A 24,954-nucleotide genomic window follows, 5' to 3' on the forward strand; every position below is an offset into this window, starting at 1 on the left:
GTATTTATTTTTTTTTAGAATTTAATATTCATCCCTAATGAAACTTTTAAAATTTGGTGGTACTTCGGTAGCCAATGCACCCAACATACAACGCGTAAAATCCATAATAGCAAACAATCAAGATAAACAGGTTGTGGTTGTCTCTGCCTTTGGTGGCGTAACAGATTTATTATTAAATGCCTTAGAACTAGCTGCCTCTGGCGATGTAAGTTATAGAGAAGTAATTGCTCAAATTGAAGCACGACATTTTGATGCTATTAAAACCCTATTTCCTGTAACCGCCCAAAGTAGTATTATAAGTAAGGTTAAGAGTGAACTAAATGAACTTGAAACACTGTTAGAAGGAGCTTTTTTGATTGGCGAAACTACCTCACGTTTATCAGATAAAGTAGTAAGTTATGGAGAACTACTTTCTTCTTACATCATTAGTGAATATTTTAAAACAGAAGGTTTAGATGCGAGTTTAAAAAGTGGCAGGGAATTGATTGTTACCAACGCAAATTTTGGCAATGCTAGTGTAGATTTTAAAACCACCAACGCAGTATGCCAATCCTTTTTTAAGGATCAAAACCATCAAATTACGGTAGTACCAGGTTTTGTAGCTGCAACTGCCAAGGGCGATGCCACTACATTAGGTCGTGGTGGGTCTGATTATACCGCTGCAATAATAGCCGCAGCGCTAGAAGCAGAAAAATTAGAGATTTGGACTGATGTGAGTGGTTTATTTACTGCCAATCCAAAACTGGTAAAACAAGCTAAGTGTGTTACCCATATTTCTTATGAAGAAGCGATGGAACTTTCGCATTTTGGAGCAAAAGTTATATATCCACCAACCATACAACCGGTATTACATAAGCAAATTCCTATTATAATTAAAAATACCTTTGAACCAGAAAAAGAAGGCACACTCATCACTAAAAACACCAATGGTGGTGGCAAAACGGTAAGGGGTATAAGTCATATAGAGCATATTAGCTTGTTATCTTTAGAGGGGCCTGGCATGGTTGGTATTCCTGGTATTTCTAAACGCTTTTTTGAGACTATTTCTACTATTGGTGTTAGCGTTGTTTTAATAACCCAAGCATCTTCTGAGCATTCTATTTGTATTGGTATTGCCGATAAAGATGTGGAAAAAGCCGTACAAGCGGTAAACGAAGCCTTTGAATACGAAATTGCTTCTAACAAATTACACCCTGTAGTTGTAGAGTCTAACTTAGCTATTGTTGCTTTAGTTGGTGATAATATGAAAAGTCACCAAGGTTTAAGTGGTAAAATGTTCGCTACCCTAGGTAAAAACAACGTGAATATCAGAGCTATTGCTCAAGGTGCTTCTGAGCGAAATATTTCTACCGTAATTAACAAAGTAGATATTAAAAAAGCATTGAATGCTTTACACGAAGCTTTTTTTGAAGAAAACACAAAACAGCTCAATTTATTTGTAATGGGCTGCGGTAATGTAGGTTCTAAATTGTTGGCCCAGCTAGAGCAACAGCATAAATACCTAAAAAAGGAATTAAAACTCAATGTTAGGGTTATTGGCATCTCTAACTCTAAAAAAATGATTTTTGATGAGGGAGGTATTGCCTTAACGCAATGGAAGACTGCTTTGGATGCTGGGGAGAAAACAGACAGGGCTGCCTTTATACAGAAAGTAAAAGAATTAAACTTAAGAAACAGCATTTTTGTAGATAATACGGCCAATGCAGAAATTGCTAGCACCTACAGCGACTACTTAAGTAACAGTATTTCTGTAGTTACCTGCAATAAAATTGCATGTTCTAGTGAATACCAAAACTATTTGTCTTTAAAACAATTAGCAAAAAAATACAACGCGCCCTTCCTTTTCGAAACAAACGTTGGAGCAGGCCTTCCTATCTTAGACACTTTAAAACATCTTATTGTATCTGGTGATAAAGTAAAGAAAATACAAGCTGTGCTATCTGGTAGTTTAAATTTTGTGTTTAATAATTTTAATAATAGTACTACTTTTCATGATGTAGTAAAACAAGCACAAGAACAAGGGTATACCGAGCCAGACCCAACCATAGATTTAAGTGGTGTAGATGTAGCCCGTAAAATTTTAATTCTTGCCCGCGAAAGTGGTTATCAATTAGAATTAGAAGATATTGAGAACAATTCGTTTCTTCCAGAAGAAAGTCTGCAAACTTCTAGCAATGAGGACTTTTTTGCCTCTTTAGTTAAATTCGAATCAGATTTTCAAAAGTTATACAAAAGCGCAGCAGATAAAAATTGCAAGCTAAAGTATGTTGCTCAATTTGAAGATGGCAAAGCCAAAGTAGGCTTACAAGAAATTCCACAAGGCCATGATTTCTACAACCTAGAAGGTAGTGATAACATTGTCCTTTTTTATACAGAACGTTATCCGCAGCAACCTTTAATTATTAAAGGTGCAGGCGCTGGAGCAGATGTAACCGCTTCTGGAATTTTTGCAGACATTGTTAGAATAGGAAATTTTTAAGCATGGAAGAAGTACACATTTTTTGCCCAGCAACCATTGCCAATGTTTCCTGCGGATTTGATGTTCTAGGTTTAGCGTTAGACAGTGTAGGTGACACCATGAAAGTCCGTAAAACGGAAGAACCCGGTATTAAAATCAGCAAAATAACTGGACAGGATTTACCTCTAACTACAGAAAAAAATGTCGCTGGTGTTGCCGGCTTAGCCCTATTAGAAAAAGCTAACTATAAAGGTGGATTTGAAATAGAAATTCACAAAAAAATAAAACCAGGAAGCGGAATTGGTAGCAGCGCTGCAAGTTCTGCTGGGGCTGTAGCTGGGATGAATATGTTATTGGGCAATCCCTTTACCTTATCAGAACTGGTTACCTTTGCCATGCAAGGCGAAAAATTAGCCAGTAACGTGGCACACGCAGACAATGTAGCACCAGCCCTATTTGGAGGATTTACCTTAGTAAGGAGTTATGAACCTTTAGATGTTATTCCTATTCCAACTCCTATAGCTCTTTATGCTACCGTTATTCATCCACAGATAGAAATTAAAACTGCAGATTCTCGTAAAATTTTAAAAAATACGTTTTCATTAACACAAGGAATTAAACAATGGGGTAATGTGGGTGGTTTAGTTGCAGGCCTATTTACAAATGACTACGAGCTTATTGGCAGGTCTTTAGAAGACCATATAATAGAACCCATACGTTCCATTCTCATTCCAGAATTTGCCAATGTAACACAAGCTGCTAAAAAAGCAGGAGCCCTAGGCGCTGGTATATCTGGTTCTGGCCCTTCTATTTTTGCTTTAAGCGAAGGTGAGCAAATAGCCAAAAAAGTGGCAGATGCCATGACAAAAATATACAGTACAACGGGAATTGATTTTGATATTCACGTTTCTAAAATAGCAACTAAAGGAGTTCGCACAATTGCATAATCATGAAGTATTACAGCTTAAATAACAACCAGCATACCGCAACTTTTAGAGAGGCAGTAATCGCAGGGATTGCACCAGATAAAGGGTTGTATTTTCCAGAAGAAATTACACCACTACCTGAATCTTTTTTTAAGAATATTGAAAACCTATCTAAGGAAGAAATTGCTTTTAATGCCATACATCAATTTGTAAGTGATGAAATACCCAATCAAAAACTTAGAGAAATATTAGCAGACGTTTTAGATTTTGATTTCCCTGTAGTACCACTAGAAACTGATATAGCCACATTAGAACTTTTTCATGGACCTACCATGGCTTTTAAAGATGTTGGTGCTCGTTTTATGGCGAATTGCCTTGGCTATTTTTCTGAAGGTAATGAAGAAGAAGTCACTGTTTTAGTGGCTACATCTGGTGATACCGGTGGCGCTGTCGCCAACGGATTTCTGGGAGTAAAAGGTGTACAAGTAGTTATCCTTTACCCTAGCGGAAAGGTAAGTGAGATTCAAGAAAAACAACTGACCACATTAGGTCAAAATATCACAGCAATAGAAGTAGACGGCGTTTTTGACGATTGCCAAAGCATGGTAAAAACTGCATTCTTAGATGAAGAAATAACTAGTGTACGCAAGCTTACATCTGCAAACAGTATTAATGTCGCGCGTTGGTTACCGCAATTGTTATATTATCTTTTTGCCTATAAACAGGCTAAAAAAGAAGGAAAAGAATTAGTATTTTCTGTACCCTCTGGTAATTTCGGAAATATCTGTGCAGGTATGGTTGCTCAAAAATTGGGTATGCCTGTCAAAAATTTTGTGGCCTCGACGAACGTAAATGATGTGGTACCACAATTTATGGAGAGTCAAGGTGACTATCAACCTAAACCCTCCATAGCAACTATTAGTAACGCTATGGATGTTGGTGACCCTAGTAATTTTATTCGTATTCAAAAATTATATGGCAATCAGTTCAACGAACTTTCAAAAGTTTTTTCTTCCTATTCATTTACGGACAAAGAAACTAGAGCTGCCATGAAAAAACTATACCAAGAAACAGGCTATGTAGCAGACCCCCATGGTGCCGTGGGTTACCTAGGTTTAAAGAAATTTAAGGAGCAACACCCAAATACCTACGGTATATTTTTAGAAACTGCACACCCAGTTAAATTTTTACCCGTTGTACAAGAAACTTTAGGCTTAACACCAAAGATACCTGCACAAATAGCAAAAGTTATGGACGGTAAAAAGGTTGCAACTCAATTAAAAACATATGAAGAGTTAAAAGCATTCTTGATAAAAGGTTAACCAAACATCTGCAATATTTACTTCTTTAGTTTTAATACTTTTGCAGCGACTAATATTGTAACTAATGAAAAAAACTGCCTTAAACGATACACACATTGCCTTAGGTGCTAAAATGGTACCTTTTGCAGGCTATGAAATGCCTGTCTCTTATGAAGGTGTAAATGCTGAACACGAAACAGTGCGCCAAAGTGTAGGTGTATTTGATGTATCGCACATGGGAGAGTTCTTAATTGAAGGCCCTAACGCGCTCGCTCTAATCCAAAAAGTAAGTTCTAATGATGCTAGCAAACTTGCCATTGGTAAAGCTCAATATAGTTGCATGCCTAATGAGGCTGGTGGCGTTGTAGATGATTTAATTATATATAAAATTAAGGAAGAAACCTATTTACTAGTAGTCAACGCAGCTAACATAGCAAAAGACTGGAACCATATATCTGCCTACAATGCAGATTTTGGCGCCACTATGAGGAACATCTCTGAAGATTACTCCCTTTTAGCTATTCAAGGTCCCAAAGCTGTAGAAGCCATGCAAAGCTTGAGCTCTCATGATTTATCCGCTATTAAATTTTACAATTTTGTGGTAGGTGATTTTGCTGGCATTGAGCATGTAATTATTTCCGCTACAGGCTATACTGGTTCTGGTGGATTTGAGATTTATTGCAAAAATTCTGAAGTACAACAAGTTTGGGATAAAGTTTTTGAGGCCGGTAAAGCCTACGGAATTAAACCGATAGGCCTGGCAGCAAGAGATACATTACGCCTAGAGATGGGCTATTGCTTGTATGGTAACGATATTGATGACTCTACATCTCCGCTAGAAGCTGGTTTAGGATGGATAACCAAATTCAACAAAGATTTTGTAAACTCAGAGGCATTAAAACGACAAAAAGAAGAAGGTGTACACAAAAAATTGGTTGCTTTTGAAATGTTAGAAAAAGCAATACCCAGACAAGGCTATGCTATTCTTTCTGAAGGGGAAACTGTGGGTAATGTTACATCTGGCACCATGTCCCCGTCTTTAAATAAAGGTATTGGTTTAGGTTACGTGCCTATTGCACTGGCAAAAGAAGATACTACAATAGAAATACAAATACGGAAGAAAACCGTACCTGCAAAAGTGGTTAAGTTACCATTTTATAAAGTGTAAACAGAAACAAACACTTTAATAAAGCATCCTACCTTTGTAAAAGATAGGATGTTTGTTTTTTAATTAACGACCAAGAGGATTTGAGGAGCAGAGATAAAGGAAAAAAAATATTGATTTTAGGCGGCAGTGGTTTTATTGGTAATGCCTTGTATAAAGAACTCAGGGGGTATTTTGACACTTATGGCACCTATTGCACCAATCCTTCCTTTAAGGATAATCAACAATTTTATCCTTACAATATGGTGGAAGATGATATATTTCCGCTTTTAGAAAAAATAAAGCCAGACATTATAATCTCTGCGGTACGAGGCGATTTTGCATCTCAGATTATTGCACACCAACATGTAGTAGAATACCTAGAAGAAAATGAAGCGCGCTTACTGTTTATTTCTTCTGCTAATGTATTTGACGCCTATAGCAAATACCCCTCTTACGAGTACGATAAAACTTTATCAGAAAGTATCTACGGAAAATTAAAAATTAAAATAGAGAATATGCTTATGCGTATTCCTAAATATAAGATGGCAATTTTACGCGTATCAATGGTGTATGGCAATGCCTCTCCCCGCTTAAAAGAGCTAAAAACAGCCCTGCAAGAGCAAGAACCTATAGAAGTTTTTCCTAACCTTATTACCAATGTTATAGATGATGATAAGCTAACGCAGCAAATTCATTTTATTATAAATCAAGATTTGTACGGTATATTTCATTTGGGTAGCAAAGATTTAGTTCATCACGAAGATTTTGTTAAAGAAACCATTAAGAATTTAGGCAATTTTCATCCTATATTTAAAAAGGTATACACTACCAATAACGACCGTTATCTAGCTGCCTTACCCAAAGATCATTTGTTGCCTAAAAATCTTCAATTTACTTATCAAGAAGTGATTGACCATCATTTGCCAATAGAATAATAGTTACCTTAGGGCTATGAAAAAAATGGACGCTAAAGAAATAGAAATTGCTCTAGAAACACTTAACGGTTGGGCTTACAATGGTGAGGTAATTCTTAAAAAATATGAGTTTGCAGATTTTAAAGCTGCATTTGCATTTATGACGCGTATTGCGTTTGAATGTGAAGCACAAAACCACCACCCAGATTGGGAGAATGTATATAACAGGGTTACTATTAAATTGAACACGCATGATGCTGATGGCATCACAATAAAAGACATTAAACTAGCCCAGTGTATAGAAGAACTTAGCTAAGAGCTAAGTAATTTGTATTTCTTGTATGGGTTTGATTAAATTTGTCGCTATCTAAAAAACGATATTGTAAACATGGGAAGAGCTTTTGAGTTTAGAAAAGCCAGAAAGATGAAACGCTGGGCAGCGATGTCTAAAGCGTTTACCAGAATTGGCAAGGACATAGTAATGGCAGTAAAAGAAGGTGGCCCTGACCCGGATGCCAACTCTAGATTAAGAGCTGTTATACAGAATGCCAAATCTGTGAACATGCCTAAAGACAATATTGAAAGAGCCATTAAAAGAGCCTCTGATAAAAGTCAGGGAGATTACAAGGAAGTTCTATTTGAAGGCTATGCCCCACACGGCATTGCTATATTAATAGAAACCGCTACCGATAACAACACACGTACCGTAGCTAATATTAGAAGTTACTTTAATAAGTGTAATGGTAGTTTAGGCACTTCTGGCTCGGTAGAATTTATGTTTGATCATACCTGTAATTTTAGAATTAATGCAGAAGGATTAGACCCAGAAGAGCTAGAGTTAGAAATGATAGATTTTGGAGCAGAAGAGGTGTTTGTAGATGAAGATGGAATTCTTATTTATGCCCCTTTTGAAAGTTTTGGTGACATCCAAAAAGAGTTGGAATCTAGGGAGATAGAAATACTGTCTTCTGGTTTTGAACGTATACCACAAGTCACTAAAGCTTTAAATGAAGAGCAAGTAGCAGATGTAGAAAAGCTTTTAGAAAAAATTGAAGAAGATGATGATGTACAAAACGTATATCATACCATGCAAGAGTAATCTCTGGAGCACCTTACAATACTAGCATAAACCCCTATTTTACATAGGGTTTTATTTTTTATAATCCTTTGTAATTGTTTTTAAAGATAATGAGCAAGCAAAAGTGGAGCTCTATTATATAAAATTCGCCTTGCACTAAAAACCCTAAGGGAATAAAGATAAATACTTGAGGATAATCATTCCAATCTAAGTATCTTAAAAAAGAGCAAACTTTACAATTGCACCGTCCTATAATCATTACAAACCCAAGGGTGAGACCCGACTGAACCTAGAGTTCATACATTGGATGAACGAGCACTACTCCGACCACTATTTAAAGGGTGCCAATGAATGTACATTTAGCATACCATGAAAAAAAATGCGGAATCAACCAAAAGCATTTAGACCATGTATATTACAAGAAAATAGAGCTAAAAGCCATTTTATCTAAAAAATATAAGCCTATTGGTGAAATAACGCGTATAAATAAAGTATATCCCTAACTTTTACGAAACCTTAGAAAGAAGCAATTTTTTTTTCGAAGTATTTCACCGTTTAGTCAAATTGAGTTTGGACGATAAGAAAATAGCGATAAACAATATGTTCATTGAACCTTATATAAGAGTTGTTAAATATTAAAGCGAATACTTTGATTCACAGAACATAAATGGACCTATACCAACAGTATAAAACATATTTTGACTCTTGCAAAAAGAGAAGAAAGCATCAGGAAATCGACAATCAAATATCTTTCAGAATAAATTAAAAATCCTCCATAAATAACTAAGTATCATGGAGGATTTTTTCTAACTCAAATAAACTAACTTACTCTAATTTAATTGTTGGGTTTTGGGTAGGGCTTATTTCTAACTGGATCATTAATGCTATGCCCTATACCATTGCTAAAAACATAATTGTAATTTCTGATTCGTTCATTATTACCACCTCCTGTAGCAGTGCTTGGTAATGGAGCAGGATTTCTATTGATATCTACACGTAGTCTATCATCCCTTCTTAAAACTATCTTACCATCTTCACCAGGTATCAAAGTTTGAAATGTATAATTCACTCCAAATTCAACTAGAGGGTCATTTTGAGTTATATAAGTTGATATTATATGGTAGCGTAATACAAGTCTAAGTACATCTAAATCTGCTCGTGCCATTACCTCTGCTGGAGTTTCCCCTTCTTCTATATCTGGGCTACCAGTAACTAAAGCTATTACATCTCCATTACCTAGAAACGCATTATTATTCAACATTAAAAATGTTCTGCCATCATTAGGAGTATTATACTCATCAACCAAACCTGCAGCTTCTATAGCAGCCGACATGTAATCATAATTATCACCTATTAATGCACCGTCTTCATTAAATTGATTATTAACTTGACTAGAACTTAAAAACTGCCAAGCAGTAATGTCTTTATAAGGGTCTTCTAAATTCACCTCAGGTTCAAATACAAATCTTTCCTGAAGCTCTAAATCACAACCGACTGTAATTAACGCTATGGTTAACACGGTTATCGCTTTCAATTTATTAATAAGAAATTTCATTTTAATAACTTTTTAATTAATAACCAGGTGTTTGCTCTAACAAGGGATTTTCCACCAAATGCTCATCAAAGATTGGAAACAATAATCGCTCCTGTGTAAGAGGTGTACCCGTAGATAAGGTATCTAATATAGGATTCAATATCTCTAGTGCTCTATTAGTTCGGCGTAAATCCCACCATCTTTGACCTTCTCCAATAAGTTCTAAATGTCTTTCATCTAAAATATAGAGTTCTCGTTCCTCAACAGTAGCACCAAATTCAGAAGCTTCAACCAAAGGCAGTTGCCGTGCTGTTCTAAACTGGTTGATGAGTGCCAATGCCTCGGCATCATTTCCCAATCGATTTTCAATTTCAGCCAAATATAAAATAACATTAGCGTAACGATAAAGTACTATATCGGAATCATCTAGACCTGCATTGTAATTAGTTTTATTATATTTAGCTAAACGGGCATTACCCACACCTTTTGATTCGAGATTTGTAAAACCTTCTCTACATAGATAGTAGCGATAATCACCATACACAAAATTTCCGGTTTCTGGATTGGTTAAAATAGGGTCTGTATCAGGATATTTTGTTACCCATAAAGTAGAATCTATTGGAAATTTTTCTCTCCATTTATTCTCTAAAGCTGGTGATAAAGTGAAAGAAGGTATACCTGCAAAAAACAATGAAAAAATACCTGATCTATTAGCATTACCACTACCTTGACTTTCATCTAAACTAAATTTAATAGACATCATTAATTCTGGACCTTGCATTACTTTGAAAGGACCATCACTTTCAGAATCTGCATCAAACGGATCACCATTATCATTTAAGAACATATCTTGCCATTCTTCAGGAGAATTTGCTAAACGAAACTGATTACTATTAATAATCTTTTCTAGCGCTTCTTTTGCGTTCACATCCTCTCCTAAAAAACCGTATACATCTGCTTGTAAAGCCCAAATACTGGTTAAAGAAAACCGAAAAGGGTCCGAAATTCGACCGATATCCATGTTTGCCTCGGCAGCAAGCATGTCTGGAATAATTATTTCATTGATAATTGTTGTTGCTGACGTTCTTTCTTTCTGTAGATCTTCAGGTGACCTTGTAGGCTCAGTGAATACTGGTACTGAACCCCAAACTCTAACTGCCTGAAAGTACGCATATGCCCTTAAAGCATAAGCTTCAGCTAATAGGTTTGCATCAAATCCTTCTATTGTTGGAATATTTACGATTGCCTCATTTGCCCTATTTATCATGGTATAAAAATTATCCCATCTTAAAGCAGGTGAATTACCAGAAGTAACATCATTAGATGTAAGTTCAATATTATTTGCGTTTGCTCCATCATTACCGTTGATGTAGCTATCTCCCCTAAATTCACCCCATAAATAATGCTTAACTCTAAAAGCAGGTTGCATAGCATCATAGATACCAATTACAGCTGCAAGTGCATCATTGTTGTTGTTAAAAAAGTTTTCTGGATCAATTTCACTAATTGGGGATTCATCCACCAATTCTTCACAAGAAGTAACACCCATAAATAGAATGGTTACCGCAAGAATAAATTTTGTGTATTTTCTTATTTTAAAAGTTGTCATTGTAATACAGTTTAAAATTTAAGATTCATTCCAAATATTACTTCACGATCATTCGGAAATCTAAGATTATCCAAACCTGGTTGTAGTGGATTACCTCGTGTACCTAATTCTGGGTTGTACCCAGGGTAATTTGTCCATGTTAACAAGTTATTTCCTGAAATAAAGAATGAACATTTCTTTAAAAAGCCTAATCTGTCTAATGCAGATTGTGGAACATTATAACCTAACCTTACAAACCTTAACTTTATAAAGCTACCATCTGTTACATAAAAACTATTAGGTCTATCTCTGTTCTGTGGAACTCTATTTAATCTAGGGTAAGCAGTTATATCACCAGGATTTTGCCATGAACCTTCAATACGGTCTGGCCCAGGAGTTTCATTAGCAGAATTCAAATCGTTTCGCAATTCATCCCAACGTCTCCAAGTGTCATTGCCCAAAGTAAAATCGAACAGAAAACTTAACGAGATATCCTTATACGTGAAATCGTTGTTAAAGCCTCCAAAAGCTGTAGGCAAACCGTTACCAATAACTTGTCTGTCTTCATTAGTGATAACAAAATCGCCGTCTACATCATCCCAGATAATATCACCGCCTTGGGCTACTCTACCATCGTTTCTTATTTGATTTACATCACCCGTGAATTCTTGACCGTTTAAGGTGTAATTGGTAAACTCCCCATCTGCGTCAAAATTTGGGGTTAATTGTACCCCTTCATCTGTAAAGGCATTAGACTCATCGTATTGAAAAACACCTAAATTCTTAAATCCAAAAATGTTACCTATTGGCTGTCCTTCTTCTATAATATAATCTCCCGATTGAAAAGGTGTGCCACCAGCTAACTTAGTAACTTCATTCTCTTGAAAACTAATATTGAAATTACTATTCCACTGAAAGTTGGGTGCCTTAATAATAGTACCGCCAACATTTAAATCGATTCCTTGGTTACGTACTGCACCTACATTTTGTCTTATTGAACTAAAACCTGATTCTTCTGGCAATGGAACGTTAGCTAAAAGGTCTTCAGTATCTTTTCTCCAAACATCAAAATTGATTGTTAATCGATTTCTGAACATACCCAAATCAAAACCAATGTTAGTGGCATTTGTACTTTCCCAGCTTAGATTAGGGTTTCCTAACCTGGTAGGTTGCACCCCACTGATACCATCATATATAGCCCCTGGAACTAAAGCTGATGTAAATTCGTAATCACCTATTCTGTCATTACCAGTTTCACCATAACTAGCTCTAAGTAATAGATTGTTTAATACTGTATTACCTTTTAGAAAAGGTTCATTACTTACCCTCCAGCCAATCGAACCCGATGGGAAATAACCAAACTCTTTGTTTTCTCCAAATCTTGAAGAACCATCTCTTCTAAGGGTGGCGCTTATTAAATATCTGTTATCAAAATCATAATTAAACCCAGCAAACAGAGAGTATAGATTACTTCTTGTATTAAATGTCTGACCTGAATTTATTCCTAATCCGTCTGGATCAGCATTATTAAAAGTTCTTATATCTTCAGAAACAAATAATGCATTAGAAATACCAAATTCTTCTTGATATCTCTTTAAAATTTGCATACCTGCAAACGCAGAAACACTGTGCTTACCAAACTCGTTAGTGTAATTGACGAAGTTTTCTTGTTGAATATCATAATCAATACGATCTCTAAAACTTGCTAATGGATTGGTGTTTCTTGGATTTAAAACTAACAGTGGTTGAAAATCATTATTTCTACGTAATCTAAAATTTAAACCTAATGTTGACTTTAAAGTAAGAGAAGGCAATAGCTCATATTGTGCAAAACTAAAACTCTGTCCTCTCCATGTTCGGAGTCTAAGTTCTCTTAGATTTGCTTCTGCTAAGGGATTTTGTCTACCTGCGATTTCAGGAGTAAAGTCTCCATTTGGCTCAAGCACAGGAAAATAAGCAATACGTTCTACTAGTTGTTGAAATACTTGATTTTCACTCAATCCATTGAATTCTTCAAACGAAGCATTAAAATTAGTGCCAAAGGTTAGTTTTTTACTTGGCATGAAATCAATTTTAAGACGTGTATTTATTCTTCTGAAATTGCTATTTACCACAATACCATCTTCGTTTAAAAAACCAGTATTCCAGTACGCTCTTGATTTTTCATTACCTGCGCTAACCGCTACATTAACCTGATTTCTAAAACCAGCTCTAGTAATTAAATCTTGAAGATCAAAAGAATTTCTGTAAAGCAAGTTTAAAGAATCTCTTTGTGCTCCAATTGGATTTTGCCTTTGCGCTTCTGTTCTTCTTACATCCTCGTAAAACAACCGTTGTCTGGTATTTGCAACCGGTATTGCACCGTTTAAAGAATTTACGCCGGTAACAACATTTACATCAACACTAACTTCTCCTTTTTTACCTGATTTTGTTGTGATTAAAACAACACCGTTAGCACCCCTTGTACCATAAATTGCAGTTGTTGCACCATCTTTTAATACTTCTAAAGAAGCAATATCGTTAGGGTCAATATTATCAATATTATCCAATTGTTGACCGTCAACAACGTACAACGGACCGGTACCACCAGCACTAAATGTAGAAGTACCTCTTACCTTAATGTCAAACCCAGCTCCAGGACCTCCATTACTTGCAATTTGCACCCCTGCTAATCTACCTTGAACCCCTTCAAATGCATTCGTTGGAGTTACTTCTGCTAATTTTTCTGATTTGACAGTAGATAATGCACCAAGCACTTTTTCTCTTGACACCTTGGCATAACCAATGATTACCACCTCATCTAAGCTTTGCGTATCTTGCTTCAGGACAACGCTTAGCGATGAAGAGTTAACTTTAACTTCTTTGGTATCAAAACCAATGTAAGAAAATATAAGTGTTCTAGAGCCTTCGATTAAGTTTATGGTGTAATTACCATCAAAATCAGTTGAAATACCATTGGTAGTACCCTTTTGCACAACATTCACCCCTGGTATCGGTTCTCCATCAGGGTCAGTAACCTTACCGGATACATTGCTAATCTGCCCGTAACTATTAATACTTATTACAAGCATCACAACTACAGCCAACATTAAATCTAACCGGTGTTTGCTAGATTTTTTGTTAAACATCCTTTTCATGTAAAATTTAGTTTTTGTTAGTTAATAAATTCAGCAAGAATAAAGGTCATTTTGCTACGAACTGTGAAACAAAATTTCTTTAAACACGCCTATTCGTTAACAATAATATTAACCAAATTTTAACGAAGTGTCCTGTAGTGTTCTGTTGAGAAAAGCTTTAAAATAAGTTCTAGACAGAGTTTCTATTTATAAGATTGAATTCATTTTTTACCTCAATAAAATTATTATCAAGTATCATTTGAGCGGCTAATTCGCCCATTCTGTCAAAATTTGTAGTGACAACGGTAATTCCTAATAATTCTTTTAATGGAGTGTCATTATAAGATATAATACCTACATCTTTTCCAAGAATTAAGTTTTTATCCCTTATTTGTTTCACTAGATTAACCAAATCATTTTCTTCAATAGTAATATATAGGTCGTCTTTTTGCAGTTCCATTCCCTCATAAATTTCATCAAGTATTTCAAAATTTAAGTCGTTAATAATGCAAAATCTTTTAAAACCTGTAACAATACCACTAGGATAAGGGTATACCGCCTTACTGGGATAAGCAAGAACAACCTTATTGTATTTTTTAATTTTTTGCGCACCAGAATTTAGAGCCTCAAAAATGTCTTCAGTAAAGTTTTGGTATACCCTACCAGCCTCTTTAGACAGGCTATCTAAATTCCGATCCATTATAATAAGCTTTCCTTTTGGTATGGATAATATAGCTTTAAGAATATTATCTGTACACCCCATATGTTGTAACTCTTCATTTTTAAAATGTGGCATTATCACATAGTAATCATATAGATGTTTTTTTTTATTGAGGATACTTTCAAACAACAAGGGTTCGCAGTGATAAATATCTAAATCAACATTTGTGCCTGCACCTAATGTATTTACAAATGAGTTAAAAATCTTCATCTTGTAGGTGCTTAATTTATTGATTAAGAATAGAACACTTGTTTTTATAGATAAATCAGTTTTAGAAATATAATAACCTTTACCCTTAACAGATTCTATTATTTGTCTTTTCTTTAGGGTACTATATGCTTTTTCTACAGTATCTCTTGACAGAAGGTGTTCTTCACTTAATTCATTTATTGAAGGAATTTTTTGCCCTATTTTAAGATTTCCGTTATTTATATTTCTTATAATGGAGTCTATCACCTGTTTATATTTTGGGACGCGTGAATCTTCATTAATTTCAATATTTTCCATTTTTCAGTCTTAGTTGTTTTAGTTATTAGTGCTGCAAAATAGCATAAATACCTTTTCTAAACTATTACTAATGCATTTCTAAGACTAACAGTATAGTACAGGACGCCATTATTAGTTAGTAAATTTACTTTCGTTAAAAAGTTATTAAAATAAATACTATGGCCGTAAAAACTTTTAAACACGTAGATTATCTCTGGAATGAGAATAAAGCTTTAGAGCTTGGTGATAACCAAGTGGAACTTTTTCTTTACCGTTCTAATCTTCTTGGCTCTGATTTAAGAATTACCAATTACGGAGGCGGAAATACAAGTTGTAAAACTATTGAAAAAGACCCCTTAACAAATGAAGAGGTTGAAGTCATGTGGATAAAAGGTTCTGGTGGCGACATAGGAACACTTACTAGAGCTGGAATTGCAGGATTATATACAGAAAGACTTAGAAACTTAAAAAATGTCTATCAAGGATTGGATGATGAGGATAGAATGGTCGGATTATTCAATCATTGTATCTATGATTTGGATAGTAGAGCACCTTCTATAGATACTCCATTACATGGTCTTTTACCTTTTAAGCATATTGACCATTTACACCCAGATGCCTTAATCGCCGTTGCCGCAGCCAAGGATAGTGAAAAAATAACTAAAGAAATTTGGGGTGATACTATGGGCTGGGTACCTTGGCAAAGACCTGGTTTTGATTTAGGCTTACAATTAGAAAAATGTTTAAATGATAACCCGGGAATTAGAGGAATTGTACTTGGTAGTCATGGTTTGTTTACATGGGGAGACACCTCTTATGAATGCTATATGAATAGTTTAGAAGTTATTGAAATGGCTTCTGAATATATTGCAAAGAAAATAGAAGAAAATGGAACTGTATTTGGTGGTGAAAAAATAAAAAGTTTACCCAAAGAAGAGCGATCTGCTAAAGCTGCGCAATTAATGCCATTATTGAGAGGTTTATGTTCCTCAGAAGCTCAAATGATTGGACATTTCACAGATACGGATGTTGTGCTTCAATACATAAATAGTAATGACTTAGAGCGTCTTGCGCCTGTGGGTACATCTTGCCCTGACCATTTTTTACGCACAAAAATTCAACCTCTAGTACTATCACTAGATACATCAGAGGACCTTACAAATTCTAATACGGTACTAGAAAAGCTAAAGCCAGAATTTGAACAATATCGTCAAGGATACAAGGAATATTACGAAAAATGCAAAAGAGATAATAGTCCTGCAATGCGCGATCCTAATCCCGTAATAATTATTTATCCTGGGGTTGGTATCTTTAGTTTTGCTAAAAACAAGCAAACCACTAGAGTTGCGAGTGAGTTTTATATTAATGCAATTAACGTTATGCGCGGTGCTGAAGCCATATCAGAATATACTTCACTGCCAAGGCAAGAAGCATTTGATATTGAATATTGGTTATTAGAAGAAGCCAAATTACAACGAATGCCAAAGGAAAAACCACTTTCTAGGAGGGTTGCTTTCATAACTGGTGCTGGAGGTGGAATTGGAAAAGCAATAGCGGACAAACTTGCGGAAGAAGGTGCGAATGTTGTTTTAACAGATATTGCTGAGGATAGATTAAAAGAAGCCGTTGACACCTACAAAAGAGATACTGCAAGCTACGCAGTTTGCGATGTTACAAATACAGCTTCAATAAAAGAAGCTTATAGTAAAGCTTGCTTAGAGTTTGGAGGTGTTGACATTGTTGTACATAGTGCTGGTTTAGCCATCTCAAAACCGCTCGAAGAAACCTCTGAAAAAGATTGGGATTTATTACAAAATGTTCTGGTAAAAGGTCAATTTGAATTAGCAAAACAAGCTGTAGAAATTATGCGGAAACAAGGTTTTGGAGGCGACATAATAAGTATTGCTAGTAAAAACGGATTGGTTTCTGGCCCTAACAATGTTGGCTATGGCACCTCTAAAGCGGCGCAACAACATATGTCTAGATTACTTGCAGCAGAATTAGGCAAAGATCAAATTAGAGTTAATGTTGTTAACCCTGACGGAGTTATAGTTGGCAGCAAGATATGGGAAGGAGATTGGGCTGAAGGTCGCGCTAAAGCTTATGGTATCACAGTAGAAGAGCTACCAGCACATTATGCAAAGAGAAATTTATTGAATCAGATAATATATCCTGAAGATATAGCTAATGGTGTTTTTGCGTGCGTAGGAATTTTGGATAAAACTACTGGTAATATTATAAATGTTGACGGTGGTATGGCCAATGCCTTTGTCAGGTAATAATTTAATTGTTTATATATTAAGCTTCTACATCTAATATGTAGAGGCTTTTTTAATAGTTTACTTAAATATGAAAATTAATCCAAATCAATTAACAGATATAAATAAATCTTATAAGGACGTACATGAAGTTCATTTTAATTTTCTTAAAGATTCGTTGCTAAAAAAAGGGGTTAACGTAGATTCTATAATACGGAAATTAATAGATTTTCAGGTAGCCATTCCAAGTTGGGCATTAGGTGCTGGTGGCACAAGATTTGGCAGGTTTGGTTTTAGTGGTGAACCTAGATCACTAGAGGAGAAAATTGATGATGTTGGTATTATTCATAAATTAACTGGTACAGCTGGTGCAATATCGCTACATATTCCTTGGGACGTTCCCCAAGATTATAATGCTGTTAAAGAAATTGCCAACTCCAACAATATTGTTTTTGACGCTGTCAATTCCAACACATTTCAGGACCAGCCAGATTCTAAAGAATCATATAAATATGGCTCGCTGTCAAATACAAGTATAAATTCAAGAGATCAAGCAATCGCCCATAACATTGAAGTTATTAAAATTGGCGATAAATTGGGTTCTAAAAGCTTGACCGTTTGGTTAGCGGATGGATCCAATTTCCCAGGACAAACTAATTTTCAGTATGCATTGCAACATACAGAAGATAGCTTAAAACATATTTATAAAGAACTTCCAAATGACTGGAAATTATTTATAGAGTATAAACCATATGAACCAAATTTCTATAGTACAGTAATCCAAGATTGGGGAACATCCTTCATGTTAGCTAATGCCTGCGGAGAAAAAGCGTATTCATTGGTAGATTTAGGACACCATTTACCTAACACTAATATAGAACAGATTGTCTCTACTTTAATGATGAAAGGCAAACTTGGCGGTTTTCATTTTAATGATAGTAAATATGGTGATGATGATTTAACAGTAGGCAGTATAAAGCCCTATTCGTTATTTTTAATCTTTAATGCGTTGGTATACGGAATGGAGAATAATCCTATTAATCCATATCCCTCTTGGATGATTGATGCAAGTCACAACATCAAAGACCCATTAGAAGATTTAATACAATCTTTAGAGGCAATACAAGAAGCCTATGCAAAAGCATTACTTGTTGATCAACAAAAGTTATTAGAAGCACAACTAAATCATGATGTTGTTGCATGCCAGGAATTATTGCAAGATGCTTACAGAACAGACGTAAGACCATTAATAGAAAAATCAAGATTAGACGTGGGTGGTGCCATAAAACCGCTTAGTGTTTATAGAGAATTGAATGTAAGAAATCACTTAATTGAAAAAAGGGGGGCTTTTTCGATAGCAACTGGTTTGTAATACATAGGATATGAAGGAGGAGGTAACAGCTGTTTTTGATATAGGTAAAACCAACAAAAAGTTTTTTTTATTCAATCAGGATTTCCAAGAAATTTATCGGGAATATGCTAGGTTTGATTTAATTGTTGATGAAGATGGTCATCCAACAGAGAATTTAGATGCACTAAAAACATGGATGAAAGAGGTATTTACGCGTATTCTAAATACTGATAAGCACAATATAAAAGCTATCAACTTTTCTACCTACGGAGCAAGCCTTGTACACCTAGATGAATCGGGTAAAGTATTAACTCCATTATATAACTATACAAAACCGTTACCCGAAGATATCATAAAAGAATTTTATGGTAAATATGGTCCTCCTGAGGAATTTTATAAGAGTACTGGATCTGCTAATGATGGAATGCTTAACTCTGGCTTTCAACTCTATTGGTTAAAGCATAAAAAGCCAAAGATTTATAGTAAAATTAAATTTTCCTTACATCTACCTCAATATTTAAGTTACATATTTACAGGAATAGCGCTTAGCGAGTATACAAGTATAGGGTGCCATACGGCATTGTGGGATTATAATAAAAAAGATTATCATCAATGGGTATACGAAGAAGAAATTCATAGAAAACTACCTCAAATTGTATCAACGGAGACGAGTGTTAATATGAACTATAATGGTAGAAGAATTAAAATTGGAGTAGGAATTCATGATAGTTCTGCGGCTCTTTTACCTTATGTTAGGAGTATCAAAGATAAATTTATTTTAGTATCTACTGGAACATGGAGTATTGCGCTAAATCCTTTTTCTGAACAAGCTTTAAATGAAGAAGATATTGCCAAAAACTGTATAAATTACATGAGGATTAATGGAAAGCCTGTGAAAGCTAGCAGAGTTTTTCTTGGTAATGAATATGGTATTCAAGTAAAAAAATTAGCAGCACATTTTAATCTTCCAGAGGTATATCATAAATCAGTAAGTTTTGATTACGACACCTTCTTTGATATCATTAAGGATTTTAGTTATTGTTTTAAATGGGAGACCATAACGGACCCTAACATGCCAGAGAGGACTAAGTTTAGTTACAATAAGTTTGAACATGCCTATCATCAATTAATGATTGAATTAGTATTAATTCAGGTCAATTATATTAAAGTAGCAGCAGGTAACGATGTTATAGAAAAACTTTATGTTGATGGTGGTTTTAGTGACAACGATGTTTATATAAAATTAGTTTCTCACTATTTAAGAAATATGGATTTGAGCACAACAGATTCTTCTTTGGGTTCCGCTTTAGGTGCTGCTATCGCAATTTCAGATACAAAATTAAATTCAAAATTTTTAAGAAAGAATTATTCCCTAAAAAAACACGTTCCCTTCATAATAAAATAAAAAAATGGCAAACAAAATTAACTCGAAATATCCTTCTTTGGAAGATTTACGAAATAAGGCTCAAAGACGAATTCCAAAGTTTGCATTTGAATACTTAGACGGGGGATGTAATGAAGACGTTAATATCATTAGAAATACAAGTGAGATTAGGGATGTAAAACTAGAACCAAGATATCTTAGAAATAAAGGAATTAGTTCAACTAAAACCAAGGTTTTAGGAATGGAGTTCGATGCTCCCTTTGGTATTGCACCTGTTGGTCTACAAGGGTTAATGTGGCCAAATTCTCCTGAAATTTTAGCTAAAGCAGCTTATCAGCACAATATCCCTTTTATTCTTAGTACGGTAACTACTATGAATATTGAACGCGCAAGTGAACTAACCAACGGAAATGCTTGGTTTCAATTGTATAATCCGGCTGAAGATGCTATACGAAACGATATTATCGATCGAGCGGCAGCGGCACAATGCCCTGTATTAGTTTTATTGTGCGATGTTCCCACTTTTGGTTATCGACCAAGAGATATAAGAAATGGACTTGCTTTACCTCCCAAAATGTCAATTGCGAATATCTTACAAATATTAGGTAAGCCAACATGGGCTTTAAACACCTTAAGACACGGTCAACCTACATTTGAGACGTTGAAACCTTATACCCCGGAAGGCTTAAATCTTAAACAGTTGGGACAATTTATGGATAAAACGTTTTCTGGCAGACTAAATGAAGAGCGCATTAAGCCTATTAGAGATAGATGGAAAGGCAAACTAGTATTAAAGGGCGTAGCCTCTAATCAAGATACCGAAGATGCTATAAGATTAGGATTTGATGGTATTATTGTTTCCAATCATGGTGGCAGACAATTAGATGCTGCAGAATCAACAATAAATTCATTAACTGAAATTGCACCAAAATATGGTGATAAAATTGAAGTAATGATGGATAGTGGATTACGTTCTGGACCAGATATTGCCAGAGCTATGGCATCTGGCGCAAAATTCACTTTTATGGGACGTTCTTTTCTTTATGGATGCGGAGCTCTAGGAAACCAAGGGGGTGACCATACTATTACTATGCTTAAAACACAGTTTAAACAAGTAATGGACCAACTTTGTTGTGAACGTGTTGAAGATCTTCCAAAGCATTTAATTACCAACTAAATCACCTAATATGAGCCAATACAACATTGAAGAAGAAATTATTGAGGAAATCGCTGGAGGCGAATTTGAAAGAGAACCTGTACCAACTTCTAAACTCAAAGGTTGGAAAAGCTTTCTAGGCATGTATGCCGGTGAACACGCGGCAGGTACAGAGTTTATGATTGGCCCCCTATTTTTGACTGCAGGTGTTAGTGCTTTTGATTTAATTATAGGTCTTCTTCTAGGTAATTTATTAGCTGTTTTAAGTTGGCGCTATTTAACTGCAAAAATTGCCGTTAAAAATAGATTAACGCTCTACTATCAATTAGAAAAAATTTGTGGTAAAAATTTAGTTGTTGGTTATAACCTTGCCAATGGTATACTTTTTTGTTTCCTTGCAGGAGCAATGATTACCGTATCTGCAACCGCAGTTGGTATACCCTTTAATATGGAGATGCCTAAACTTACAGATACCTTACCTAATGGACCTACATGGATAATTATTGTAATATGTATTGGTGCCGTAATTTCTTTGATTGCTTCAAAAGGCTATGATACGGTATCCAAGGCAGCAAATTGGATGTCTCCTGTGATTGTTTTGGCTTTTGTGGCGTGTGGGTTTGTTGCCCTTAATCAGTTAGGTGTTGGTAGTTTTAAAGATTTTTGGAATATTTGGGGAGAAGGTTCTGAACCTTTTCCCGGTCAAATTAAATTTACTTTTTGGCACGTAGTAATTTGGTCATGGTTTGCCAATGCAGCTATGCATATAGGTATGTCTGATTTGTCTGTTTTTAGATTTGCAAAAAAATCAAGTACAGGATGGACTACTGCCGCTGGTATGTATGTGGGGCATTACATGGCGTGGATAGCAGCAGCATTATTATATGCTGTATATCTTAAATCTCCAGAAGCCCAAGCTTTTCTTTCTAACGGTGAAGCCCCACCTGTTGCGCCCGGACCATTAGCACATAATGCCATTGGTGTCTTTGGAATTATTGCAGTCGTGCTTGCCGGATGGACTACAGCCAACCCTACAATTTATAGAGCAGGTTTAGCTTTCCAAGCAATTATACCTAAGATTTCAACATTTTGGGTCACTATTATTGCAGGTGCTATAGCTACAATAGCTGGATTATTTCCAGCGTTTGCTATGAAATTATTGGGTTTTGTGGCATTATATGGGTTTATCTTGGCACCATTCGGAGCCGTTATCGTATTTGAACACTTTTATCATACTAAAGCAGGCATTGAAAAAAACTATGCAGAAAAAGCTGGAATAAAATTTAATAAAGCGGTATTTCTTGCTTGGGTAGTTAGCTTTGGACTATTTTATTTCATTTCAATCCAATTTAATGTGTTTCTGTCTTTTGTTACGCTGCCAGCTTGGGTTTTGTGTGGTATACTATTTTTAGTTTTTAGTAAACAACTTCAAAAGAATAAATAATACAACTAATGAGGATTCATGAACTTTTGCATCCAAGGGAACAGATAATTATCATTATTGATAGAATTTATAAAAGAGGTATGACAACGACCTCTGGTGGAAACATATCTATTAAGGATGAAGATGGTAACGTTTGGATAACACCCTCAGCAATTGATAAAGGAACCCTCAGAGCATCCGATATTGTTTGCGTTAAATTAAATGGAACCATCGAAGGCAAACATAAACCTTCTTCAGAGTTTCCATTTCATAAAGCAATCTACGATACTAGGCCAGATTTAAAATCGGTTATACATGCACATCCGCCTGCATTAGTATCTTTTAGTATTGTTCATAAAATTCCAAATACCAATGTAATTCCGCAAGCAAAAACTATTTGTGGGCCTATAGGTTATGCAGCATATAAGCTGCCGGGAAGTCAAGATTTAGGAAGTGTAATCGCCGAAGAATTTAAAAAGGGCTTTAAAGCCGTAATTATGGAAAATCACGGTATTGTTCTAGGCGGTTCGGATATTGACGATGCTTATCAAAGATTCGAAACCTTAGAATTTTGTGCTAGTACCTTACTTTATGGTCAAATGTTAGGAACGCCGAACTACCTCAAAAACGAACAAATAGAAGCATTTTATAATCAAATTACTGAGTTAACAGAAACAAAAAACAATCCTAAGTACACTTCTGAAGAGAGAGAAAAAAGAGCTAAAATATGTACCATTGTTAAAAGGGCGTGCCAACAAGGGTTAATGATAAGTTCCTATGGAACAGTTTCTGTTAGATGGAAAGAAAATGATTTTTTGATTACTCCAAGAGATTTTTCTAGATGGGAAATCCAACTTGATGATATAGTTCAAATCAAAAATGGAACAAGAGAAAAAGGTAAATATCCAAGTAGGGCCACAGCCATCCATCAAGAAATATATCGTAATAATCCGAATGTGAATTCAATTATTATGACTCAATCTCCATATTTAATGGCATTTAGTATTACTGGTGTTCATTTAGATGTAAGAACTATTCCCGAGAGTTGGATTTTTTTACAAGACTTGTTAGCATATCCCTTTGGGGATCATTTTACAAGTAATAAAGAAAATAAGCTTTGGACAGATTCCAAACCTGCAGTACTTATTAAAAATGACTGTGTTTTGATTACCGGAGATGAGTTATTACAAACATTTGACCGCTTAGAAGTTGCTGAATTTAGTGCTAAATCCCTTGTAATGGGGGCTTCTCTTGGCAATTTAAAACCAATTAATAATCAACAGATTAAAGAATTGAAAGACACTTTTTTACGGTAATCTTAATTATTCTAAGAAACAATGTACAATATCACTCCAATAATGAACCTGAGAATGCTTTGTGGTGAGTACTTTGCCATTTTAAAATAGATTTCAATAAATAATTAGTAATTCAATAAACAACTTAGAATAACAAATAATGAAAAAAGTAGTAACCTTCGGAGAGATAATGCTCCGATTGGCCCCTCAAGGGTTTTTAAGATTTTCACAAGCCAATAGTTTTGATGTGGTCTATGGTGGTGGCGAGAGTAACGTTGCCGTATCCTTAGCCAACTATGGCGTACCCGTAGATTTTGTAACACGTTTGCCTAAGAATGATATTGGCCAATGTGCCCTTATGGAAATGCGTAAGCGTGGTGTGGGTACAGATAAGATTGTTTACGGTGGTGACCGTTTGGGTATTTATTTTTTAGAAACGGGAGCTGTATCTAGAGGTAGCAAGGTGGTGTATGACCGTGCGCATTCTGCCATGGCAGAAATAGAAAAAGGTATGGTAGACTGGAAATCGGTCTTTGAAGGTGTTGAATGGTTTCATTGGACTGGTATTACCCCAGCTATTTCTCAAGGTGCAGCAGATGCATGTTTAGAAGCGGTAAAAGCAGCTAGTGATATGGGTGTTACCATTTCTACAGATTTAAATTATAGAGCCAAACTTTGGAAGTATTGTGATGATGCTAAGCGCGAAGAAATTATGTCTGAGCTTACTTCCTATTGCGATATTGTTTTGGGGAATGAAGAAGATGCAGAAAAGCATTTTGGTATTAAACCAGAAGGTTTAGATATTACTACTCAAGGAG

The 24,954-nt window shown here is 35.4% G+C and carries 19 protein-coding genes; 15 read left to right on the forward strand and 4 right to left on the reverse strand.

Translation table 11 applies throughout. The features are described 5' to 3' along the window. The first annotated feature begins 37 nt into the window (after positions 1–37). From thrA to FBT53_RS16095, 8 genes are all read left to right on the forward strand, one after another. Entirely contained in the window at positions 38–2,479 is a 2,442-nt protein-coding gene (gene thrA / locus FBT53_RS08215; protein ID WP_136950701.1) for a bifunctional aspartate kinase/homoserine dehydrogenase I, read from the forward strand. A gap of 2 nt (positions 2,480–2,481) precedes the next feature. Beyond that, on the forward strand, positions 2,482–3,405 hold the full coding sequence (locus tag FBT53_RS08220; protein ID WP_136950702.1) for a homoserine kinase: 924 nt from the start codon (positions 2,482–2,484) through the stop codon (positions 3,403–3,405). 2 nt (positions 3,406–3,407) lie between these two features. Further along, positions 3,408–4,706 (forward strand): threonine synthase, encoded by a 1,299-nt coding sequence (gene thrC, locus FBT53_RS08225; protein WP_136950703.1) that lies wholly within the window; start codon positions 3,408–3,410, stop codon positions 4,704–4,706. A 64-nt stretch (positions 4,707–4,770) separates the two neighbouring features. Then, complete coding sequence (gene gcvT / locus FBT53_RS08230) at positions 4,771–5,853, forward strand: glycine cleavage system aminomethyltransferase GcvT (RefSeq protein ID WP_136950704.1); 1,083 nt, start codon at positions 4,771–4,773, stop codon at positions 5,851–5,853. An 80-nt stretch (positions 5,854–5,933) separates the two neighbouring features. Continuing rightward, complete coding sequence (locus FBT53_RS08235) at positions 5,934–6,767, forward strand: sugar nucleotide-binding protein (RefSeq protein WP_136950705.1); 834 nt, start codon at positions 5,934–5,936, stop codon at positions 6,765–6,767. A 16-nt stretch (positions 6,768–6,783) separates the two neighbouring features. Beyond that, the gene (locus FBT53_RS08240) at positions 6,784–7,062 is read left to right on the forward strand and encodes a 4a-hydroxytetrahydrobiopterin dehydratase (RefSeq protein WP_136950706.1); all 279 of its coding nucleotides are present in this window, start codon (positions 6,784–6,786) and stop codon (positions 7,060–7,062) included. A gap of 72 nt (positions 7,063–7,134) precedes the next feature. Next, positions 7,135–7,845 (forward strand): YebC/PmpR family DNA-binding transcriptional regulator, encoded by a 711-nt coding sequence (locus FBT53_RS08245; RefSeq protein ID WP_136950707.1) that lies wholly within the window; start codon positions 7,135–7,137, stop codon positions 7,843–7,845. 326 nt (positions 7,846–8,171) lie between these two features. Beyond that, complete coding sequence (locus tag FBT53_RS16095; protein ID WP_169630336.1) at positions 8,172–8,327, forward strand: hypothetical protein; 156 nt, start codon at positions 8,172–8,174, stop codon at positions 8,325–8,327. A gap of 332 nt (positions 8,328–8,659) precedes the next feature. Here FBT53_RS16095 and FBT53_RS08250 read toward each other — a convergent pair whose 3' ends face one another. The 4 genes from FBT53_RS08250 to FBT53_RS08265 form a co-directional block, all read right to left on the reverse strand. Next, positions 8,660–9,379 carry a fasciclin domain-containing protein gene (locus FBT53_RS08250; RefSeq protein ID WP_136950708.1) on the reverse strand — a complete coding sequence of 240 codons (720 nt, stop codon included), beginning with the start codon at positions 9,377–9,379 and terminating at the stop codon, positions 8,660–8,662. Between the two features lie 16 nt (positions 9,380–9,395). Then, entirely contained in the window at positions 9,396–10,967 is a 1,572-nt protein-coding gene (locus FBT53_RS08255; RefSeq protein ID WP_136950709.1) for a RagB/SusD family nutrient uptake outer membrane protein, read from the reverse strand. An 11-nt stretch (positions 10,968–10,978) separates the two neighbouring features. Beyond that, the gene (locus FBT53_RS08260) at positions 10,979–14,083 is read right to left on the reverse strand and encodes a TonB-dependent receptor (protein WP_136950710.1); all 3,105 of its coding nucleotides are present in this window, start codon (positions 14,081–14,083) and stop codon (positions 10,979–10,981) included. Positions 14,084–14,252: 169 nt separating this feature from the next. Further along, positions 14,253–15,290 carry a winged helix-turn-helix domain-containing protein gene (locus tag FBT53_RS08265; protein ID WP_136950711.1) on the reverse strand — a complete coding sequence of 346 codons (1,038 nt, stop codon included), beginning with the start codon at positions 15,288–15,290 and terminating at the stop codon, positions 14,253–14,255. A 158-nt stretch (positions 15,291–15,448) separates the two neighbouring features. On the opposite strand from FBT53_RS08265, the gene FBT53_RS08270 reads away from it, so the two are divergent. The 7 genes from FBT53_RS08270 to FBT53_RS08300 all read left to right on the forward strand — a co-directional run. Next, positions 15,449–17,548 carry a bifunctional aldolase/short-chain dehydrogenase gene (locus FBT53_RS08270; protein WP_136950712.1) on the forward strand — a complete coding sequence of 700 codons (2,100 nt, stop codon included), beginning with the start codon at positions 15,449–15,451 and terminating at the stop codon, positions 17,546–17,548. 70 nt (positions 17,549–17,618) lie between these two features. Next, positions 17,619–18,899: a sugar isomerase gene (locus FBT53_RS08275; protein ID WP_136950713.1), complete on the forward strand. Its 1,281-nt coding sequence runs from the start codon at positions 17,619–17,621 to the stop codon at positions 18,897–18,899. 10 nt (positions 18,900–18,909) lie between these two features. Then, positions 18,910–20,283 (forward strand): FGGY-family carbohydrate kinase, encoded by a 1,374-nt coding sequence (locus FBT53_RS08280; RefSeq protein ID WP_136950714.1) that lies wholly within the window; start codon positions 18,910–18,912, stop codon positions 20,281–20,283. A 4-nt stretch (positions 20,284–20,287) separates the two neighbouring features. Continuing rightward, positions 20,288–21,439, forward strand: coding sequence for an alpha-hydroxy acid oxidase (locus FBT53_RS08285; protein WP_136950715.1), 1,152 nt, complete (start codon positions 20,288–20,290; stop codon positions 21,437–21,439). Between the two features lie 10 nt (positions 21,440–21,449). Continuing rightward, positions 21,450–22,862 (forward strand): cytosine permease, encoded by a 1,413-nt coding sequence (locus FBT53_RS08290; RefSeq protein ID WP_136950716.1) that lies wholly within the window; start codon positions 21,450–21,452, stop codon positions 22,860–22,862. An 8-nt stretch (positions 22,863–22,870) separates the two neighbouring features. Then, entirely contained in the window at positions 22,871–24,157 is a 1,287-nt protein-coding gene (locus tag FBT53_RS08295; RefSeq protein WP_136950717.1) for a class II aldolase/adducin family protein, read from the forward strand. Positions 24,158–24,296: 139 nt separating this feature from the next. Beyond that, positions 24,297–24,954, forward strand: a 658-nt coding sequence (locus tag FBT53_RS08300; RefSeq protein ID WP_136950718.1) for a sugar kinase, incomplete at its 3' end; no start/stop codon positions are given.

The sequence above is a fragment of the Flavobacterium sp. ASW18X genome (genome assembly GCF_005144745.1).
Taxonomy (GTDB): Bacteria; Bacteroidota; Bacteroidia; order Flavobacteriales; family Flavobacteriaceae; genus Croceivirga.

Excerpts from the sequence above, each read along its gene's own strand:
- thrA (WP_136950701.1), top strand. The coding sequence starts at position 38 with ATGAAACTTTTAAAATTTGGTGGTACTTCGGTAGCCAATGCACCCAAC.
- FBT53_RS08220 (WP_136950702.1), top strand. The coding sequence starts at position 2,482 with ATGGAAGAAGTACACATTTTTTGCCCAGCAACCATTGCCAATGTTTCC.
- thrC (WP_136950703.1), top strand. The coding sequence starts at position 3,408 with ATGAAGTATTACAGCTTAAATAACAACCAGCATACCGCAACTTTTAGA.
- gcvT (WP_136950704.1), top strand. The coding sequence starts at position 4,771 with ATGAAAAAAACTGCCTTAAACGATACACACATTGCCTTAGGTGCTAAA.
- FBT53_RS08240 (WP_136950706.1), top strand. The coding sequence starts at position 6,784 with ATGAAAAAAATGGACGCTAAAGAAATAGAAATTGCTCTAGAAACACTT.
- FBT53_RS08245 (WP_136950707.1), top strand. The coding sequence starts at position 7,135 with ATGGGAAGAGCTTTTGAGTTTAGAAAAGCCAGAAAGATGAAACGCTGG.
- FBT53_RS16095 (WP_169630336.1), top strand. The coding sequence starts at position 8,172 with ATGAATGTACATTTAGCATACCATGAAAAAAAATGCGGAATCAACCAA.
- FBT53_RS08250 (WP_136950708.1), bottom strand. The coding sequence starts at position 9,379 with ATGAAATTTCTTATTAATAAATTGAAAGCGATAACCGTGTTAACCATA.
- FBT53_RS08255 (WP_136950709.1), bottom strand. The coding sequence starts at position 10,967 with ATGACAACTTTTAAAATAAGAAAATACACAAAATTTATTCTTGCGGTA.
- FBT53_RS08260 (WP_136950710.1), bottom strand. The coding sequence starts at position 14,083 with ATGAAAAGGATGTTTAACAAAAAATCTAGCAAACACCGGTTAGATTTA.
- FBT53_RS08265 (WP_136950711.1), bottom strand. The coding sequence starts at position 15,290 with ATGGAAAATATTGAAATTAATGAAGATTCACGCGTCCCAAAATATAAA.
- FBT53_RS08270 (WP_136950712.1), top strand. The coding sequence starts at position 15,449 with ATGGCCGTAAAAACTTTTAAACACGTAGATTATCTCTGGAATGAGAAT.
- FBT53_RS08275 (WP_136950713.1), top strand. The coding sequence starts at position 17,619 with ATGAAAATTAATCCAAATCAATTAACAGATATAAATAAATCTTATAAG.
- FBT53_RS08280 (WP_136950714.1), top strand. The coding sequence starts at position 18,910 with ATGAAGGAGGAGGTAACAGCTGTTTTTGATATAGGTAAAACCAACAAA.
- FBT53_RS08285 (WP_136950715.1), top strand. The coding sequence starts at position 20,288 with ATGGCAAACAAAATTAACTCGAAATATCCTTCTTTGGAAGATTTACGA.
- FBT53_RS08290 (WP_136950716.1), top strand. The coding sequence starts at position 21,450 with ATGAGCCAATACAACATTGAAGAAGAAATTATTGAGGAAATCGCTGGA.
- FBT53_RS08295 (WP_136950717.1), top strand. The coding sequence starts at position 22,871 with ATGAGGATTCATGAACTTTTGCATCCAAGGGAACAGATAATTATCATT.